Source organism: Micromonospora sp. URMC 107 (assembly GCF_051386315.1).
GTDB lineage: Bacteria > Actinomycetota > Actinomycetes > Mycobacteriales > Micromonosporaceae > Micromonospora.
Genome location: NZ_JBPQTK010000032.1, coordinates 20,556 through 37,461 on the forward strand (window position 1 = coordinate 20,556; position 16,906 = coordinate 37,461).

17 protein-coding genes and 2 pseudogenes are annotated in these 16,906 nt (G+C 74.8%); 15 read left to right on the top strand and 4 right to left on the bottom strand.

The annotated features are described in order from the left end of the window. The first annotated feature begins 237 nt into the window (after positions 1-237). Positions 238-1,317, top strand: coding sequence for an amidohydrolase family protein (locus tag ACSNN9_RS10370; protein WP_436672829.1), 1,080 nt, complete (start codon positions 238-240; stop codon positions 1,315-1,317). Between the two features lie 141 nt (positions 1,318-1,458). Here ACSNN9_RS10370 and ACSNN9_RS10375 read toward each other — a convergent pair whose 3' ends face one another. Then, positions 1,459-2,064: a TetR family transcriptional regulator gene (locus ACSNN9_RS10375; RefSeq protein WP_436672830.1), complete on the bottom strand. Its 606-nt coding sequence runs from the start codon at positions 2,062-2,064 to the stop codon at positions 1,459-1,461. Positions 2,065-2,168: 104 nt separating this feature from the next. Between ACSNN9_RS10375 and proS the strand changes: the two genes are divergently transcribed. The 12 genes and pseudogenes from proS (at position 2,169) to ACSNN9_RS10435 (ending at position 10,572) form a co-directional block, all read left to right on the top strand. Further along, a complete protein-coding gene (proS, locus tag ACSNN9_RS10380; protein ID WP_436672831.1) occupies positions 2,169-3,575 on the top strand; it encodes a proline--tRNA ligase in 1,407 nt (468 codons plus the stop codon). A gap of 115 nt (positions 3,576-3,690) precedes the next feature. Next, entirely contained in the window at positions 3,691-4,338 is a 648-nt protein-coding gene (locus ACSNN9_RS10385; protein WP_436672832.1) for a DUF402 domain-containing protein, read from the top strand. A gap of 272 nt (positions 4,339-4,610) precedes the next feature. Beyond that, positions 4,611-5,078: a 30S ribosomal protein S16 gene (gene rpsP, locus ACSNN9_RS10390; RefSeq protein ID WP_357872139.1), complete on the top strand. Its 468-nt coding sequence runs from the start codon at positions 4,611-4,613 to the stop codon at positions 5,076-5,078. Then, positions 5,053-5,313 carry an RNA-binding protein gene (locus ACSNN9_RS10395; protein WP_172862164.1) on the top strand — a complete coding sequence of 87 codons (261 nt, stop codon included), beginning with the start codon at positions 5,053-5,055 and terminating at the stop codon, positions 5,311-5,313. Before rpsP ends, ACSNN9_RS10395 begins: the two co-directional genes overlap by 26 nt. 2 nt (positions 5,314-5,315) lie before the next feature. Further along, positions 5,316-5,921, top strand: a complete 606-nt coding sequence (rimM, locus tag ACSNN9_RS10400) for a ribosome maturation factor RimM (RefSeq protein WP_436672849.1) — start codon at positions 5,316-5,318, stop codon at positions 5,919-5,921. 20 nt (positions 5,922-5,941) lie between these two features. Continuing rightward, a complete protein-coding gene (trmD, locus tag ACSNN9_RS10405; RefSeq protein ID WP_436672834.1) occupies positions 5,942-6,715 on the top strand; it encodes a tRNA (guanosine(37)-N1)-methyltransferase TrmD in 774 nt (257 codons plus the stop codon). Between the two features lie 142 nt (positions 6,716-6,857). After that, positions 6,858-7,214, top strand: a complete 357-nt coding sequence (rplS, locus tag ACSNN9_RS10410; RefSeq protein ID WP_089001547.1) for a 50S ribosomal protein L19 — start codon at positions 6,858-6,860, stop codon at positions 7,212-7,214. Positions 7,215-7,398: 184 nt separating this feature from the next. Then, a pseudogene (gene lepB, locus ACSNN9_RS10415) lies at positions 7,399-8,273 on the top strand (signal peptidase I). Between the two features lie 9 nt (positions 8,274-8,282). Next, positions 8,283-8,903, top strand: a complete 621-nt coding sequence (gene lepB, locus ACSNN9_RS10420; protein WP_436672835.1) for a signal peptidase I — start codon at positions 8,283-8,285, stop codon at positions 8,901-8,903. A gap of 48 nt (positions 8,904-8,951) precedes the next feature. Then, positions 8,952-9,446: an NUDIX hydrolase gene (locus tag ACSNN9_RS10425; RefSeq protein WP_436672836.1), complete on the top strand. Its 495-nt coding sequence runs from the start codon at positions 8,952-8,954 to the stop codon at positions 9,444-9,446. Further along, positions 9,440-10,252 carry a ribonuclease HII gene (locus ACSNN9_RS10430; protein ID WP_436672837.1) on the top strand — a complete coding sequence of 271 codons (813 nt, stop codon included), beginning with the start codon at positions 9,440-9,442 and terminating at the stop codon, positions 10,250-10,252. The genes ACSNN9_RS10425 and ACSNN9_RS10430 overlap by 7 nt, the downstream gene beginning before the upstream one ends. Then, positions 10,249-10,572, top strand: coding sequence for a DUF2469 domain-containing protein (locus tag ACSNN9_RS10435; RefSeq protein ID WP_007075222.1), 324 nt, complete (start codon positions 10,249-10,251; stop codon positions 10,570-10,572). Before ACSNN9_RS10430 ends, ACSNN9_RS10435 begins: the two co-directional genes overlap by 4 nt. Positions 10,573-10,678: 106 nt before the next feature. On the opposite strand, the gene ACSNN9_RS10440 is transcribed toward ACSNN9_RS10435, so the two are convergent. Continuing rightward, positions 10,679-11,785 carry a sulfite oxidase gene (locus ACSNN9_RS10440; RefSeq protein ID WP_436672838.1) on the bottom strand — a complete coding sequence of 369 codons (1,107 nt, stop codon included), beginning with the start codon at positions 11,783-11,785 and terminating at the stop codon, positions 10,679-10,681. Between the two features lie 328 nt (positions 11,786-12,113). Between ACSNN9_RS10440 and ACSNN9_RS10445 the strand changes: the two are divergent. Beyond that, positions 12,114-12,818, top strand: a pseudogene (locus tag ACSNN9_RS10445) (murein hydrolase activator EnvC family protein); the annotation flags it as partial. Positions 12,819-13,061: 243 nt separating this feature from the next. Here the strand turns inward: ACSNN9_RS10445 and ACSNN9_RS10450 are convergent. Next, complete coding sequence (locus ACSNN9_RS10450; protein WP_436672839.1) at positions 13,062-14,243, bottom strand: aminotransferase class V-fold PLP-dependent enzyme; 1,182 nt, start codon at positions 14,241-14,243, stop codon at positions 13,062-13,064. Positions 14,244-14,390: 147 nt separating this feature from the next. Between ACSNN9_RS10450 and ACSNN9_RS10455 the strand changes: the two genes are divergently transcribed. Further along, entirely contained in the window at positions 14,391-14,975 is a 585-nt protein-coding gene (locus ACSNN9_RS10455; protein ID WP_357872119.1) for a GNAT family N-acetyltransferase, read from the top strand. Between the two features lie 356 nt (positions 14,976-15,331). Here ACSNN9_RS10455 and ACSNN9_RS10460 read toward each other — a convergent pair whose 3' ends face one another. Beyond that, entirely contained in the window at positions 15,332-16,477 is a 1,146-nt protein-coding gene (locus tag ACSNN9_RS10460; RefSeq protein ID WP_436672850.1) for a tyrosine-type recombinase/integrase, read from the bottom strand. Positions 16,478-16,906 lie beyond the last annotated feature (429 nt).

Below are 16,906 nucleotides of genomic sequence, written 5' to 3' on the forward strand. Positions count from 1 at the left end.
GTGAGGCGACACCTGTGCGCGCCCGCTGCGCGGGCGCTTGCGGAGCATCCTGGCGATGGAGATTCCCTTCATCAAGACATGCGTAAATAAAGAAATCTGTCAATCGACCGTTCGTGCCGCCCGGTGTTCGCCAGGCTACGCACCGCAGTCGCGGCGCGCCGCCCCGGCCGGCTCCGGCCCGCGCCGACGGGGAAGAATGGCGGGCGGACCGCCCTTTCGCGCGCAGACGGAGGACGCATGGCCTGGCACGTACGCGGCGTGGTGCTGCCCGACGACGAGGTCCGTGACCTGTGGCTGGTCGGGGACCGGGTGACCTTCACCCCGGTCCCCGGGGCGGAGACCATCGCCGACGGCGGCTTCGTGCTGCCCGGCCTGATCGACGCGCACTGCCACATCGGCATCGCCCGGGGCGGCGCCCCGATCACCTCGCTCGACCAGGCCCGCGAGCTGGCCCGAGTCGACCGGGACGCCGGGGTCCTCGCGATCCGCGACGCCGGCTCGCCGTACCCGTACCCGGAGCTCGACGACGAGCCCGACCTGCCGCGGCTGGCCCGCGCCGGCCGGCACGTCGCGCCGCCGAAGCGCTACCTGCGCGACATCGGCGTCGAGGTCGGCGCGGCGGAGGTGGCCGCCACGGTGGCCGCGCAGGCGCGCGCCGGCAACGGCTGGGTGAAGCTGGTCGGCGACTGGATCGACCGGGGTGTCGGCGACCTCGCCCCGGCCTGGGACGCCGACACCATGACCGCCGCCGTCCGGGCCGCGCACGCCGCCGGGGTGCGCGCCGCCGTGCACACCTTCTCCGAGTCGGCCGTCGAGATCATGGTGCGCGCCGGGGTGGACTCGGTGGAGCACGGCACGGGCCTCAGCCTGGACCTGGTCGACGAGATGGCCCGGCGGGGCACCGCCCTCGTCCCCACGATGATCAACATTCGGACCTTCGGCGGCATCGCCGAGCAGGCGCGCGCCAAGTTCCCCGGTTACGCCGACCACATGCTCGCCCTGCGCGACCGTTTCCCCGAGGTGGTGCGTTCGGCGTACGAGGCCGGGGTGCCGATCTACGTGGGCACGGACGCGGGCGGCGGCATCGACCACGGCCTCGCGGCGGAGGAGATGCTGCTGCTGCACGAGCAGGCCGGCATGTCCACCACCGACGTGCTCGCCGCCGCGTCCTGGCGGGCGCGCGAGTGGCTCGGCTTCCCCGGACTGGTCGAGGGCGGTTTGGCGGACCTCGTCGTCTATCCCGAGGACCCGCGCGCCGACCTGCGCGCGGTGCGCAGCCCCGCCCGCATCGTGCTGCGCGGTCGCGTCGTCCGCTGACCCCCGCGCCCCGGGCCGCAGGCGGGGCACCCCCGGTCGGGCCCGGTGGCTCCCGGCCGGTGCGACGCTGCCGTCCGGTGCGACGCCTCCGCCGGTGTGTCGCTCGGCCACCTGCGGCGCTGCCGCCCGGGCGACGCCCGGTCAGTCGGAGTGGGTGCCCTGGGTGACCGCGTGCAGGAGCAGGTACACCGCCAGGTCGGCGAGGGCGGCGGCGGTCTGTGCGACGGGGGCGCCGGGCAGGACGATGTGGCTGATCACCAACCGGACGACCGAGTCCGTCGCGAAGGCGACCGCGGCCCGGTCGGCGCCCGGCAGCACGCCGTCGGCCCACTCGAGCAGTACCTCGGTGGCCTCGGTCAGCACCAGCTCCGAGCGGGTGGTGAGGTAGGGCAGCAGATCGTCCGAGCCGCCCCGGGAACTGGTCAGGACGGCCTTGATCAACGGATCGCCGACGGCCTGGTTGAGGGTGTGCGAGATGGTGGCGTGCGCGGCGGCCCGGACGTCGTCGCCGTGCGCGTGCAGGAGGGCGCGCACGTCGCCGACGAACCGGTCGACCTCGCGCCGGGCGAGCGCCTCGGCCAGCCCCGCCTTGGTGCCGAACTCGTTGTAGACCGTCTGCCGGCTGACCCCCGCCGCGCGCGCGACAGCGCCCATCCGGACGCCGTCCCAGCCGGTCGCGATGGTCAACGCCCGGGCGGCCTCGACGATCGCCTCCCGTGAACGGGTGCCGTCCCTCACCTCACCCATGGTGGTCGCATCCTACGGCCCGCCGCACCGGCCGGCACGGCGGACACCGGCGACGTCGCGCCCGATGGCGTCGTCCCTTCGGCCGACGCATAGGATGTGCGGTCATGGCACGCGTGCTCACTCCCCGTGCGGAGGACTTTCCCCGCTGGTACCAGGACCTGATCGCCAAGGCGAAGCTGGCCGACAACGGCCCGGTCCGGGGGACCATGGTCATCCGACCGGCCGGCTACGCCATCTGGGAACGGATGCAGGCCGAGATGGACGCCCGGATCAAGGCGGCGGGCGCGGAGAACGCGTACTTCCCGCTCTTCATCCCGGAGAGCTACCTCAAGCGCGAGGCGGAGCACGTCGAGGGCTTCTCGCCGGAGCTCGCGGTGGTGACGCACGGCGGTGGCAAGCAGCTCGCCGAGCCGGTGGTGGTGCGCCCCACCAGCGAGACCGTCATCGGCGAGTTCATGGCCAAGTGGATCGACTCGTACCGGGACCTGCCCCTGCTGCTCAACCAGTGGGCCAACGTGGTCCGCTGGGAGCTGCGCCCCCGCATCTTCCTGCGCACCAGCGAGTTCCTCTGGCAGGAGGGGCACACGGCGCACGCCACCCGCGACGACGCCCGCGCCTACGCCCGCCGGATCCTGCACGAGGCGTACGAGGACCTGATGGTCAACGTGCTCGGCATCCCGGTGGTCGTGGGCCTGAAGACGGCCCGCGAGCGCTTCGCCGGGGCCACCGCCACCTACACCTGCGAAGGCATGATGGGTGACGGCAAGGCCCTCCAGCTCGGCACCAGCCACGAGCTGGGGCAGAACTTCGCCAAGGCCTTCGACATCAGCTACTCGTCGGCCGAGGGCGGCCGGGAGCACGCCTGGACGACCTCCTGGGGCACCTCGACCCGGATGCTCGGCGGCCTGATCATGTGCCACGGCGACGACAACGGCCTGCGCGTGCCGCCGAGGCTGGCGCCGGTGCAGGCGTACGTCATGGTGGTCAAGGACGGCGAGGGCGTCGGCGAGGCGGCGAAGAAGCTCTGCGACGCGCTGCGCGACGCCGGGGTCCGGGTCGCGCTCGACGACCGCACGGACACCCCGTTCGGCCGCCGGGCCGTCGACGCCGAGCTGCGGGGCTATCCGGTACGCGTCGAGGTCGGCCCCCGCGACCTGGCCGCCGGCAACGCGGTCGTGGTGCGCCGTACGGACGGCTCGAAGTCCCCGACGCCGGTGGCCGACGTGGTGACCGCCGTGCTGGCCGCCCTCGACGCCGACCAGCGGGCCCTGCACGACCAGGCGCTGGCCCACCGGAAGTCCCGCACGGTCGAGGTGTCGACCCTCGCCGAGGCGATCGAGGCGGCGGCCACCGGCTGGGCCATGGTGCCGTGGTCGGCGGTCGGCGTCCAGGGCGAGGCGGAGGCGAACGGCCAGGGCGTCACCGTGCGCTGCCTGCTGCGCGCCGACGGCTCGGTGCCCGACTCCGAGGACGAGCCCGACCTGGTCGCCATTCTGGCCCGCGCCTACTGAACCCGCTCCGGGAAGGGTCCCCTCCTGCCGCCCCAGGCGGTGGAGGGGGCCCTTGCGCGCATCCGGGGCGCGCGGCGGCGGCAGGTGCACCGGGCGGCGTCGGTAGGGTCGGGGCGTGAGATTCGAACCTGGGCGACTGATCGTGCACCGCAACGTACGCCGGGGCCGGATCGGCTGGGTGCGCACCGCGCGGGTGGTCAGCGACGACGACCGGGGCCTGCTGCTCTGGGTGGCCCGCAACTCCCCGGTCGCGAGCGAGGTCACCGCTGCCGGGCTGGGCATGCGGGCGGTGCCGTTCACCGAGTGGATCTCCTCGTCGTACCGCCTGGCCCCCGGCCGGTGGAACGGCCCGTCCGTGCTCAAGTTCCTGCCCGCCGGGGCCGCCCACTCGGTGTGGTGGTTCCGCGACGCGCACGACCGCTTCGCCAACTGGTACGTCAACCTGGAGGAGCACGGGGTGCGCTGGGACGACGGCGCGCTCGCCGGCGTCGACATGGTGGACCAGGACCTCGACGTGGTCGTCCGCCCGGACCTGCGCTGGGAGTGGAAGGACGAGGAGGAGTTCGTCGAGCGGCTGGCCTTCCCCGAGCACTACTGGGTGGCCGACCCGGACGCGGTCCGGGCCGAGGGGAAGCGGGTGATCGCGCTCGCCGAGGCGGGGGAGTTCCCGTTCGACGGCACCTGGTGCGACTTCACCCCGCCGCCCGACTGGGTCACCCCCGACGAGTTGCCGCCCGGCTGGGACCGCCCCCCGGCGCGCTGACCCCGCCGCGCGAGAAGCCGGACCAGCCTCCGCCGGTGTGCTTTCGGTCACTTCCGCCGCCCGGCGGGTGACCCGGGGCGGTCCGGTGTGAGAGATCCGGGCCCGATCTGGCAGAATGGCTGGCTGGTATCCGGCGTGTGTCCGGCGCCCTCTAACCCGGGCACGTCGCCAGTCCACCGAGCAGTCTCCGGCCCAACCCCACTGTGCCGGTCGACACTCACCCGTGCACCGCCCGTTCGGGCAGGTGAGATCGCAACAGGAGCGAAACAACTGTGGCCGTAAAGATCCGGCTCCTGCGGATGGGCAAGATCCGCAACCCGCAGTACCGCATCGTCATCGCCGACTCGCGCACCAAGCGCGACGGCCGGGCGATCGAGTTCGTCGGGGTCTACCAGCCGAAGGAAGACCCTTCGGTCATCGAGGTCAAGTCGGAGCGGGTCCAGTACTGGCTGTCCGTCGGCGCCCAGCCGAGCGAGGCGGTGCAGCGGCTGCTGGAGCTGACCGGTGACTGGCAGAAGTTCAAGGGCCTGCCGGCCCCGCCGCCGCTGAAGGTCGCCCCGGAGCGGGTCGACCGCACCGCGGCGTACGAGGCCGAGGCGAAGGCCGCCGCCGGGCTGGCCGAGACCCCGGCCAAGCCGGCCAAGAAGGCCGCCAAGACCGAGGCTCCGGCCGAGGCGCCGAAGACCGAGGCTCCGGCCGAGGCCCCGGCCGCCGCTGCCGACGCCGGTGAGCAGGCCTGACATGCCTCTGCGTCCGGCGTTGGAGCACCTGGTCAAGGGCATCGTCGACCACCCCGATGACGTACGCGTCCGGATGGTCGACTCCCGCCGGGGCAAGCGGCTGGAAGTCCGCGTGCACCCGGAGGACCTCGGCACGGTGATCGGGCGGTCCGGCCGGACCGCCAAGGCGCTGCGCCAGGTGATCGGCTCCATCGGCGGGCGCGGCGTACGCGTCGACATCGTCGACTCGTACTGATGCTGCTCATCGTCGGCAGGATCGGCAAGCCGCACGGCATCCGCGGTGAGGTCACCGTGGAGGTGCGGACCGACGAGCCCGAAGCGCGGTTCGCCCCGGGCATGGTGCTGAACACCGTGCCCGGGGCGCCGCCCCGCTCCGCGTCCGGCGACCGGGCGCCGCGCACCGAGCCCGGGGCGGTCCCGCCGCCGCCGGCCGCGCCCGAGCAGGGCCAGCCCTTCCGGGTGCCCGCCGAACTGGTCGTGGAGTCCGCCCGCTGGCACCAGGGGCGGATGCTGGTCGCGTTCGAGGGCGTCGCAGACCGGGACGTCGCCGAGGCGCTGCGTGGCACCCTGCTCGGGGTCGACAGCGCTGGCGTCGCCCCGCCCGAGGACCCGGAGGAGTTCCACGACCACCAGCTCGTCGGGCTGGCCGTGGTCACCCCCGACGGCGACCGGCTGGGCGAGGTGGCCCGGATCGACCACGCCCCCGCCTCCGACCTGCTGGTGCTGCGCCGTGCCGAGGGCGGCACCGCGCTCATCCCGTTCGTCAAGGCGATCGTCCCCGAGGTAGACCTCGCCGGCGGTCGCGTCGTCGTCGACCCGCCGGCCGGTCTGCTCGATCTGTAGAACCGCTGGAGCAGCCCCGCATGCGCGTCGACATCGTGTCGATCTTCCCGGAGTACTTCGCCCCGCTGGACCTGTCGCTGATCGGCAGGGCGCGGGCGAACGGCACGTTGCGGCTGGCCGTACACGACCTGCGGATCTGGACCCACGACGTGCACCGCACGGTCGACGACACGCCCTACGGCGGCGGTCCCGGCATGGTGATGCGGCCGGAGCCGTGGGGCGAGGCGCTCGACGCCCTCGCCCCGGCGGAGGTGACCCCGCCCCGGCTGGTGGTGCCGGCCCCGACCGGCGCCCCCTTCACCCAGGCCACGGCGCACGAGCTGGCCGCCGAGCCGCACCTGCTCTTCGCCTGCGGCCGGTACGAGGGCATCGACCAGCGGGTGCTCGACCACGCCGCCACCCGGATGCCGGTGACCGAGGTCTCGCTGGGCGACTACGTCCTCTTCGGCGGGGAGGTGGCCGTGCTGGTGATCCTGGAGGCGGTCACCCGGCTGCTGCCCGGCGTGCTCGGCAACGCGGGCTCGCTGGCCGAGGAGTCGCACGCCCACGGGCTGCTGGAGGCCCCCATGTACACGAAGCCGGCGACCTGGCGCGGGCTGGAGGTGCCGGAGGTGCTCCGCTCCGGCGACCACGGCAGGATCGCCCGCTGGCGGCGGGACGAGGCGCTGACCCGCACCGCGACGCGCCGTCCCGACATGCTCGCCGCGCTGCACCCGGACCGCCTGGACAAACGGGACGTCGCCGCGCTGGACCGGGCCGGATTTCAGGTGCCGTCGGGGGATGTGGCAAAGTAGAGGGGTTGCCGCAACCGGCCGCGCCGCGGACGGCTGCGAGGATCCCCGACCGGGGTCGGGTCACCGACCGCCACCCGGGGATCAGAATCACCCACCCGCGCACCGATTGACGGTGCGCCGTGAGCCTCACGAGGACGCAGCGATGAACATCCTGGACGCCCTTGACGCCCAGTCGAAGCGCACCGACCTCCCCGACTTCCGTGCCGGTGACACCGTCAAGGTGCACGCCCGGGTCGTCGAGGGCAACCGGTCCCGTGTCCAGATCTTCCAGGGCGTCGTCATCCGCCGCCAGGGTGACGGTCTGCGCGAGACCTTCTCGGTGCGCAAGATCAGCTTCGGTGTCGGTGTCGAGCGCACCTACCCGATCAACAGCCCGGCGATCGACCGGATCGAGGTCGTGACCCGCGGTGACGTCCGCCGCGCCAAGCTCTACTACCTGCGCGAGCTGCGGGGCAAGAAGGCCAAGATCAAGGAGAAGCGCGAGAAGCAGCCCAGCTGACCTCGCGCTCGCCACGCCGCCCGAGCTGCGCGTATGTCGTACCGACCGGAGCGCACTACCCTGGTCGCTACGGGCGCAGCCGGGCGACGTCCCGCCTCCACGGCGGAGCGACGGCCACTACCGCCCGGGGAGCCCCGACGGGGTTCCCGGGCGGTAGTGTCATTTCTGCTGACCGGAGAGTGGCGTGGTACAGACGCTTGACGAGGACGGCGCCGTCGACCCGTGGCGCCGTCGGGCCCGCCGGCCCCGCCGTCAGATGCCCCTCTGGCAGGAGCTGCCACTGCTGCTCGTCGTCGCGTTCTGTCTCGCGGTGCTGATCCGCACCTTCCTGCTCCAGGCGTTCTTCATCCCCTCCGGCTCGATGGAGGACACCCTCCTCGTCGGCGACCGGGTCCTGGTCAACAAGGTCGTCTACGACGTGCGCGACCCGGTGCGGGGCGAGGTCGTCGTCTTCCGGGGCACCGACCGGTGGGCCTCGCAGGTCGACGAGGGACCGGAGCCCGGGTTCGCGGGCAAGCTCAGCCGGACCATCGGCGACCTCGTCGGCGTCAGCCGCCCCGGCGAGAAGGACTTCATCAAGCGGGTCATCGGCCTGCCCGGCGACCGGGTGAAGTGCTGCGACGCCGAGGGGCGGGTGCTGGTCAACGGCACGCCGCTCGACGAGTCGTCGTACGTCCTGCGGGACTCGCCGCTCGACATCCCGCCCAACGCCCGCGAATGCCGGTCCCGGCGCTTCGAGGAGGTCGTGGTCCCGCCCAGGCAGATCTTCGTCATGGGCGACCACCGCATGGTCTCCCAGGACGCCCGCTGCCAGGGGTCGGTGCCGATCGAGAACGTGGTGGGCCGGGCGTTCACGGTGGTCTGGCCGTCGTCGCGCTGGAGCACCCTGTCGGTGCCCGCGACCTTCGACGACGTCGCCGGCCCGCCGGCCGCCTCCACCGGCGCTCCGCCCCCGGTCCGCTCCACGCCGGAGGGCGATCCGGTGCTGTTCGTCCCGATCGCTGCCGTGCTCGCCGTTCTCGCGCGTTCCGGACGGTGGCGTCCGGCCGGGCAACGTAGGCTCTTGCCGTGATTGACGAGCAGACCGACAAGCCGCGCAGCTCCTTCTGGAAGGAGCTGCCCATCCTCCTGGGTGTGGCGATCCTGGTCGCGGTGCTGGTGCGCGCCTTCGTGCTGCAGACCTTCTTCATTCCCTCCCCGTCGATGGAGAACACCCTCCAGATCGACGATCGGGTGCTGGTCAACAAGCTGGTCTACGACTTCCGGTCCCCGCACCGGGGCGAGGTGATCGTCTTCAAGGCCCCCCTGGAGTGGAGCGCCAACCCCGACGGCGAGGACTTCATCAAGCGCGTCATCGGCGTGGGCGGCGACCACGTGGTCTGCTGCGACGCGCAGGAGCGGCTGGTGATCAACGGCAAGTCGCTGGAGGAGCCCTACATCTTCCCGGGGGACAAGACCGCCGAGGAGTTCGACATCACCGTCCCGAAGGGCCGGCTCTGGGTGATGGGCGACCACCGCGAGGCGTCGGGCGACTCGCTGGAGCACTGGCAGCAGTCCGGTCAGGACATCACCGTCGCCACCATCCCCGAGGGCGACGTCGTGGGGCGGGCCTTCACCGTCTTCTGGCCCGTCGGCCGGGCCACCTGGCTGAGCGTCCCCGAGCAGTACGAGGCCATCCCCGAGCCGTAGGGGTCGCCGGGCGTGTGCGTTGTCGGCGGCGTCTGGCAGGCTGGTGCGGTGACCGTCTACACCCCCCGGCGTGCGGCGCGCGTCCTGCTCGTCGACGCGGCGGGTCGGGTGCTGCTCTTCAGCGGCTCCGACCCGGCCCGCCCCGAGCACGGCCGCTGGTGGTTCACCCCCGGCGGCGGCCTGGACCCGGGGGAGACCTACCCCGAGTGCGCCGCGCGGGAGCTGGCCGAGGAGACCGGGCTGCGGCTGCCGGCCCCGGCGTTCGGCGCGCCCGTGCACCGCGACGTGACGGAGTTCCCCTTCGACGGCGTGTGGTACCGGCAGGAACAGGAGTTCTTCCTGGTGCGGGTGACGAGTCACGAGGTCGACACCGCGGGCTTCAACGCAATCGAGCGGGCCAGCGTCGCCGCCCACCGGTGGTGGCAGCCGGACGAGCTGGCCGCCAGCGGGGAGCGCTACTACCCGCCGGATCTGCCGGCGGTGCTGGCCCGGGCGCTGGCCGCCTCGGCGACGCCGACGGCCGGGGAGGGCGCGCCGTGCTGACGCCGCCGCGCACGGTCGTGCGCCGCGAGGGCGGGCTCTACGCACTGGAGCGCGCGTTGCAGCGGCGCGGCTTCCGGCACGTCGCCGGCGCCGACGAGGCGGGTCGCGGCGCCTGCGCCGGGCCGCTGGTCGCCGCCGCCGCGATCCTGCCCGAGGGGCGCCGCGGCGAGATCGACGGGCTGGCCGACTCCAAGCTGCTCACCCCCGCCAGCCGGGAGCGGATCCACGACGAGGTCGTGGCCCGCGCGCTGGCGTACGCCGTGGTGGTCATTCCGGCCGAGGAGGTCGACGAGCGGGGCCTGCACGTGTGCAACCTGGCCGCGATGCGTCGCGCCCTGGCGTCGCTGACGACCCGCCCCGACTACGTGCTGACCGACGGCTTCGGAGTGGACGGCCTCGACGTGCCGGGGCTGGCGGTGTGGAAGGGCGACCGGGTGGCCGCCTGCGTGGCGGCGGCGAGCGTGCTAGCCAAGGTCACCCGGGACCGGATCATGGTCGAGCTGGACGGGGCGTTCCCGGGCTACGGGTTCGCCGAGCACAAGGGTTACATCACCGCGGAACACACCGCGGCGCTGCGCGACCGGGGGCCGTGCCGGGAGCACCGGTTCTCGTACGTCAACGTGGCGACGGTGTCCGGTCGCGACGGCGCCCCGCCCCGGTCGCGTCGGCCGGCGGAGGCGAGGCGGGACGAGCCGATGGAGCGCTCCTGCCCGCCAGGGGGTACCGTCGGCGTGGCGTTGGGCGAGCAGCCTCAGCCTCCGGCGTCGGTGGGGGAAGATGTGGTCATGGAAGGCGGAGTGCGATGAGCGCGGAAGACCTCGAGAAGTACGAGACCGAGATGGAGCTGCAGCTCTACCGGGAGTACCGCGACATTGTCCGCCAGTTCTCCTACGTGGTGGAGACGGAGCGTCGGTTCTACCTGGCCAACCAGGTAGACCTGCACGTGCGCAACTCCGACGGCGAGGTCTACTTCGAGGTCGAGATGCACGACGCCTGGGTGTGGGACATGTACCGCCCGGCGCGGTTCGTGAAGAACGTCCGGGTGATGACCTTCAAGGACGTCAACGTCGAGGAGCTGGAGAAGCCCGACATCTCGCTGCCCGCCGACTCCGGCTTCGGCGGCTGATCCACCGCCGGTCCACCGCCCGGTCGCCCGCGACGCCGGGCGTACGGCCCCGTCGGCGCCCCCACCGCCGCGAGGCCGTCGTCCCCCTCCTCCCCGGTGACCGGCCTCAGGCCGACAGCACCACGACCTCGACCCGCTGGACGAGGTTGTTGGCGAAACCGCCCCGGTTCCACGGCTGCTCCACCGGCTGGCAGCGGCCGGAGGCGTCGGTGGCGCGGGCCCCGAGGACGTGCCTCCCCGGCGACGCCGTCCACTCGTAGCGCCACCGACGCCAGGCGAACTCCCCGCCGGCCTGCTCGTCCAGGATGGCCGGTCGCCAACTGGCCCCGCCGTCGGTGGTCACCTCCACCGAGACGACGGGGGCGTGACCGGACCAGGCGCGACCGTCCAGCGTGCACGGACCGGGCCGCAGCACGCGGGTGCGGGACATGAAGTCGGGGAAGCCGGGCGGCCGGACCAGCGCCCGCGGCTCGATCCGGGTCACCGGCACCCCGGGGTCGTCCGCGTCCCGCCGCAGCCGGTAGGCGACCGCGTTCTGGTAGCCGTCGAACGCCTCGGTGCGTACGTCGATCGCGCGCAGCCACTTGACGTGCGCCATGCCGTACCAGCCGGGCACGATCAGCCGCAGCGGGGCGCCGTGCTGCGGCAGCAGGGGGGCGCCGTTCATCTCGTACGCCAGCAGCACCTCCTCGCGCAGCGCGTCGGCGGCCGGCAGCGCCCGCTGGTAGTCCTGCTCGACGCCGCGTTCCACGCCGTGGTCGGCGCCCGTGAACACCACGTCCACGGCGTCGGCGGCGATCCCCGCCTCGCGCAGCAGCGGCGCCAGCGGGGTGCCGGTCCACTCCGCGTTGCCGACCGCCTCCACCAGCCACGGCTGGCTCACCGGCCTGGGGTGCAGCAGGGCGCGCCCGTTGCCGGCGCACTCCAGCGTCACGCGGCGGGTGACCCGGGGCCGCTCGCGCAGCGCGGCCAGGTCGAGGGTGAGCGGCCGGTCCACCGCGCCGGCCACGGTCAGCGCGTGCGTGGCCGGGTCGAGGTCCGGGATGTCGTAGTGGATGAGCAGGTAGTGCAGGCCGGCCGGGGTCACGTCGTAGCGCAGCGCCTCCAGCGGGATGCCGTGGTTGCGGGCGGCGAGCTGCAACTCCTCGGCGGTGATCCCCTCGCCCGGCTCCGCCACACGGGAGGGCCCGCTGACGTCGTCCAGTGTGGTCATCGAGGCCTCCCCGGGCCGGACGGCGGCGGCTCCGCCGTTCGTCCGAGCCAGCCTAGGGCCTCGCGGGCGCCGGCCGCCGCCCTCGGGCCCGCCCGACGGGCCGGCCGCCCGGCGGCGGTCGTGGCCGCGCTGCCTCGTGGCGTCGCGGCTTCGTGATCTGACGCCTCGCGGCGTCGTGGCCTCGTGGCGCTGCGGCCTCGTGGGTCGGCCGCCGGCCCCGTAGCAGATCGATTCGCCTTCCGGGCGTCCGTCCACAGGACACCCGCCGTCCACAGGAGCGGGCGTCGCGGGTGGCGGTGGCGAACGCCCGCCGGGCAGGCTGCGCCCCATGCGACCAGCCACGCGTACCGGTGCCGCCGCGCTCTGCGCCGCCCTGCTGTCCCCGGGGCCGGCCGCGCCCGTCCCCTCGCCGGTGCCGGCGGTGCTCCGGCCGCCCGCCGTCGGGGGTGCCGCCGCGTCGACGTCCGGGTCGGGACCGCCCGGCGTCGTGGTGCCCGTGGCCGGGTCGCCTGTGGCCGTGCCACCCTGGGCCGGGTCGCCTGGGGCCGTGCCGCCCTGGGCCGGGTCGTCCGGGGTCCCGTCGTTCAGGGCCGTGGCGTCCCGGGCTCCGGCGTTCCGGGCGGCGCGGTTCCGGTGGCCGCTCGACGGCGTCCCGCGCCCGGTCCGCCGGTTCGACCCGCCGCCACGGCCGTGGCTGCCCGGCCACCGGGGCGTCGACCTGGCCGCCGCGCCGGGCGCGACCGTGCGGGCCGCCGGTGCCGGCACGGTGCTCTTCGCCGGCCTGGTGGCCGGCCGGCCCGTCGTCACGGTCGGGCACGCCGACGGACTGCGGACCACCCACGAGCCGGTGTCGCCGGCGGTGCGCCCCGGCGACCGCCTGGTTGCCGGAACACCCTTGGGCGCCCTGCTCGCCGGCCATCCGGGATGCCCCGCTCCCGCCTGCCTGCACTGGGGGCTGCGGCGTGGCGCCGACTACCTGGATCCGCTGGCCCTGCTCGGCCTGGGACCCGTGCGGCTGCTGCCGCTCGACGGCGTCGACCCCGGGCCGACCCCGTCCGCCCGCGCGCCGTTCGCCGGCGCGCCGACCATCCGGGCGCCGTTCGTCCGCGCCGCTCGTGCCGTTCGTCCGCGTTGTTGGTCCCCGCCGCTCGTCGGGTCGTTCGTCCGCGCCGTTCGTCCGTCTGCCGGTGAACGTGGGGAGCTGCGGTGGTGGGGGTGCCGGTCAGGCCGGCCCTTCCTGCGCGGCGGAAAGTCAGGAAGGGCCCTTCCTCGCGCCTCAGCGCTGGGCGAGCAGCGGGGGGAGCCGCAGCGAGAGCCGCTCGTACTCGTCCCGGGTGTTGTAGACCTGGGCACAGAGCCGCAGCCAGCCCCGCCCGTTCCACGCCATGACCGCGACCTCGGTGGCGAGTCGCTCGGCGATGCGTTCCCGCAGCGCCCGCGCCGCGTCGAGCGTGGTGGCCAGGCCCGCCGGCAGCGGGACGATCCGCATGGCGATCCCGGGTCCGCCGGGGTCCGGCAGGTCGGCGGGGGCCACCCCGAGCGCGTCCCCCAGCACCCGCTGGCCGTACGCCGCCAGCGCGGCGTTGTGCCCGCGTACCCGGTCGACGCCGAGGCTGCGCAGCGTGAACAGGCCCCCCGGCGCGGCCAGCCAGCCCGTGTAGTCCTGGGTCGCCGCCCACTCGACCCGGCCGGGGAACCCCGACTCCTGCTCCCAGGAGACGGTCAGCGGTTCGATCCGCTCCCGCCACGGTGGGGCGACCACCAGCACGGCGGTGCCGCGCGGCGCGTACGCCCACTTGTGCAGGTTGCCCACCCAGAAGTCGGCGCCGACGTCGCCCACCGGCGTCGGAAGCATGCCCGGCGCGTGCGCGGCGTCGACGAGGACCGGTATCCCGTGCTCCCGGGCCACGCCGACGATCGCGGCGACGGGGAAGAGCCGGGCGGTGGCCGAGGTGAGCTGGTCCACGACGAGCAGCCGGGTCCGGCCGGGGCGCAGCCCGGCGCGGACGATCTGGAGGATCTCCCCGTCCGACGCGGCCAACGGGACGGGCAACGCCCGGCTGACCGCCCCCGTACGCCGGCACTCCCGGGCGATGGAGAGCCCGACCGCGCCGTAGCCGTGGTCGGTGGTGAGCACCTCGTCGCCGGGGCGCAGGCCGAGCGACTGGAGCACCACGGCCACGCCGGTGGTGGCGTTCGGGACCAGCGCGGTGCCGTCCGGGTCGGCGCCCAGGAAGCCGGCCAGGTGCCGGCGGGTGTGGGTGATCCGGTCGACCAGGCCCTGCGTGAAGAAACGCAGCGGATTGGCCTCCATCTCGTCGCGCAGCCGCTGCTGGGACCGCTGCACGGCGATCGGCACCGCGCCGAACGAGCCGTGGTTCAGGTGGCTGACCGCCGGGTCGAGCGAGAAGAGCAGGCGGGCTGCCGCGATCGGCTCGGGCGGCTGCGGGAGGCTCACCCGACGATCGTAGCGACCGGTCGATGTCCCGCCGCCGCTCCGCCGGGTACGGCCCGTCGGGCACCGCCGCCGGGCGCCCGTCCGAAGCGCCGTCGCGTCGGGTGCCCGTGTCGGTCGACCCTCCTCGATCCCGGAGAATCGCTGGTCATGGACGTCGAACTGCGCTGGCCGACCGCGGCCGACCGGCAGCTCCGGGCCGAGGTGCACCGGGTGCTGCACGCGGTCGCCGAGCGCGGCGGTGCGATCGGGTACGCGGTCCCGCCCGGCCGCGCCGAGACCGACGCCTGGCTGGACGGGGTGCTCGGCCTGGTCGAGGCCGGCGACGCCGCGCTGGTCCTCGCCGTGCTGGACGACCGGGTGGTGGGCACCGGGACGTGGCGGCGCGGTCCGAAGCCGATCTTCGCCCACTACGCCGACCTGGAGAAGATCACCGCACACCCCGCCGCCCGTGGCCGTGGGATCGGTCGCCTCGTCACCGGCGCGCTGGTCGACGACGCCCGCAAGGCCGGCATCGAGACCCTCGCGCTGGGCGTGCGCGGCAACAACCACGGTGCCATCGAGCTCTACGAGCGCCTCGGCTTCCGCGAGTGGGGGCGGCTGCCGAACGTCATCGAGGTGGGCGACGAACGCTACGACGACGTGCGGATGTGCCTGGACCTCGGGCGGGAGCCGCACGTCGTGCTCCGGGGTTCGGCCCCCGACGGGCCGGGCTCGTCGCCGCGCCGATCCTGACCGTCAGCCCGTCCTGCCGGGCCGCCGTCCTGTCCGTCCTGGTCGGTCCTGTCCGTCCTGGTCGGTGATCGGCCCTCTTGCCCGTCGTGCCCGGATTGGTCGGAGGCCGTCCTGCCGTCCTGGTCGGAGGCCAGCTTGCCCGTCGCGCCGGGCTGGTCGGTGCCGGTCCGTCGTGCCTGGGCTGGCCGATCCCGGTCCGTCGTGCCTGGGCTGGCCGATCCCGGTCCGTCGTGCCCGGGCTGGTCGGTGCGGTCGCTCGGAACCGGGTCGCGACCCGGCCGGGGCGGTGCGCAGGCGTTGAGGCAGGGGCCGCAGGCGGGGGAGCCCGGGCGCGGGGCGGCCGGTGACGGCGGGACTCAGGCGCGGGGGTGGGCCTGGCGGTAGGCGGCGCGGAGCCGCTCCACGGAGACGTGGGTGTAGATCTGGGTGCTCGCCAGGGACGAGTGGCCCAGCAGCTCCTGCACCGCCCGCAGGTCGGCGCCGCCCTCGAGCAGGTGGGTGGCCGCCGAGTGCCGCAGCCCGTGCGGGCTGACCGGAGGCAGGCCGGCGGCGTCCGCGTACCCGCTGACGATCCGCCGTGCCGTCGTCGGGTTGAGCCGTCCGCCGCGGGCGCCGAGCAGCAGCGCGTCGCGGGAGTGCGGTGCGGCCAGTGTCGGCCGGCCGTGGCGCAGCCACTCGTCGAGCGCCCGCTGGGCCGGCACCCCGTACGGGACGGCGCGTTCCCGGCCGCCCTTGCCGAACACCCGCACCACCCGTCGCGCGTGGTCGACGTCGGCGACGTCGAGGCCGCACGCCTCGCTGATCCGCACCCCCGTGCCGTAGAGCAGCTCCAGCAGCGCCCGGTCCCGCAGCGACACCGCCTCGGCGACCCCGTCGGCCGCCCGGGACGGATCCGACGACCCCGGCCGTGAGCCGTCCTCGGGAGGCGACGTCGGCCGTGAGCCATCCTCTAGGGTCGACGTCGGCCGTGAGCCGTCTTCCGGAGGCGACATCGGGGAGTCACCGGCCACGGACGGCGTGGCCGGGGAGCCGTCCTCGGCGGACGGCGTCGGTCGGGAGCCGCCCTGACCGGACGACGATGGCCGGAAGTCGCTCTCGGCGGGCGGCGGCGGCACGCCCGGGGCGAGCCGGCCCGGCGCCTCGACCAGGGCGGCCGCCTGGTCGGCGCGCAGCACGGTCGGCAGGTCCCGGTGGGCGCGCGGGCTGGCCAGGGCGCCCGCCACGTCGGCGGGGAGCAGCCCGCAGCGGTGCGCCCAGGCGCTGAACGTCCGCGCCGAGGCGGCCCGGCGGGCGAGTGACGTGCGGGCGGCCCCCATCGTCCGCTGCTTCGCCAGCCAACTGCGCAGCACGGCGAGGTCCAGCTCCGGTAGTTCGGCGCAGCCCATCCGGTGGGCGTGGTCCAACAGGGACACCACGTCACCGACGTACGCCCGGACGGTGTGGGCGGACCGGTTGCGCACACCGGCCAGGTGCCCGGCGAAGTCGTCCACCGCCTCCCGCATCGCCGGTGGGAGGGCCGCGTGGGTCGCCCGGGTGCCGTTCGCCTCCCGCCTCACCACGACTCCCTCGCGACCACGCACCGTACGGCGGCTCCCTCGCGACCACCCGCGTGTGCGCGGCGGCGCGGACCCGCCGGCCGCCGAGCCCGGGCGGTCGGCGTCCCTCGCGGGCGCGTCCCCGCCCCGTTGGACCGAGCTGCGGGTGCGGTCGTGCGGGGCGAGGCCGTGGCGGCGGTGGGCGGCGGATCCTCGGACGGCACACGACCAGCCTACGGTCGACCGGCGGCGCCGGCAGGACAGCCGAACCGCCGAGAGCCGCCCGGCCGCCCGGCCGCCCGGCCGCTGGGCCGCTGGGCCGCCGGGCCGCTGGGCCGCCGGGCCGCTGGGCCGCCGGGCCGCCGGGGCCGCCGGGCCGCCGGGGCCGCCGGGGCC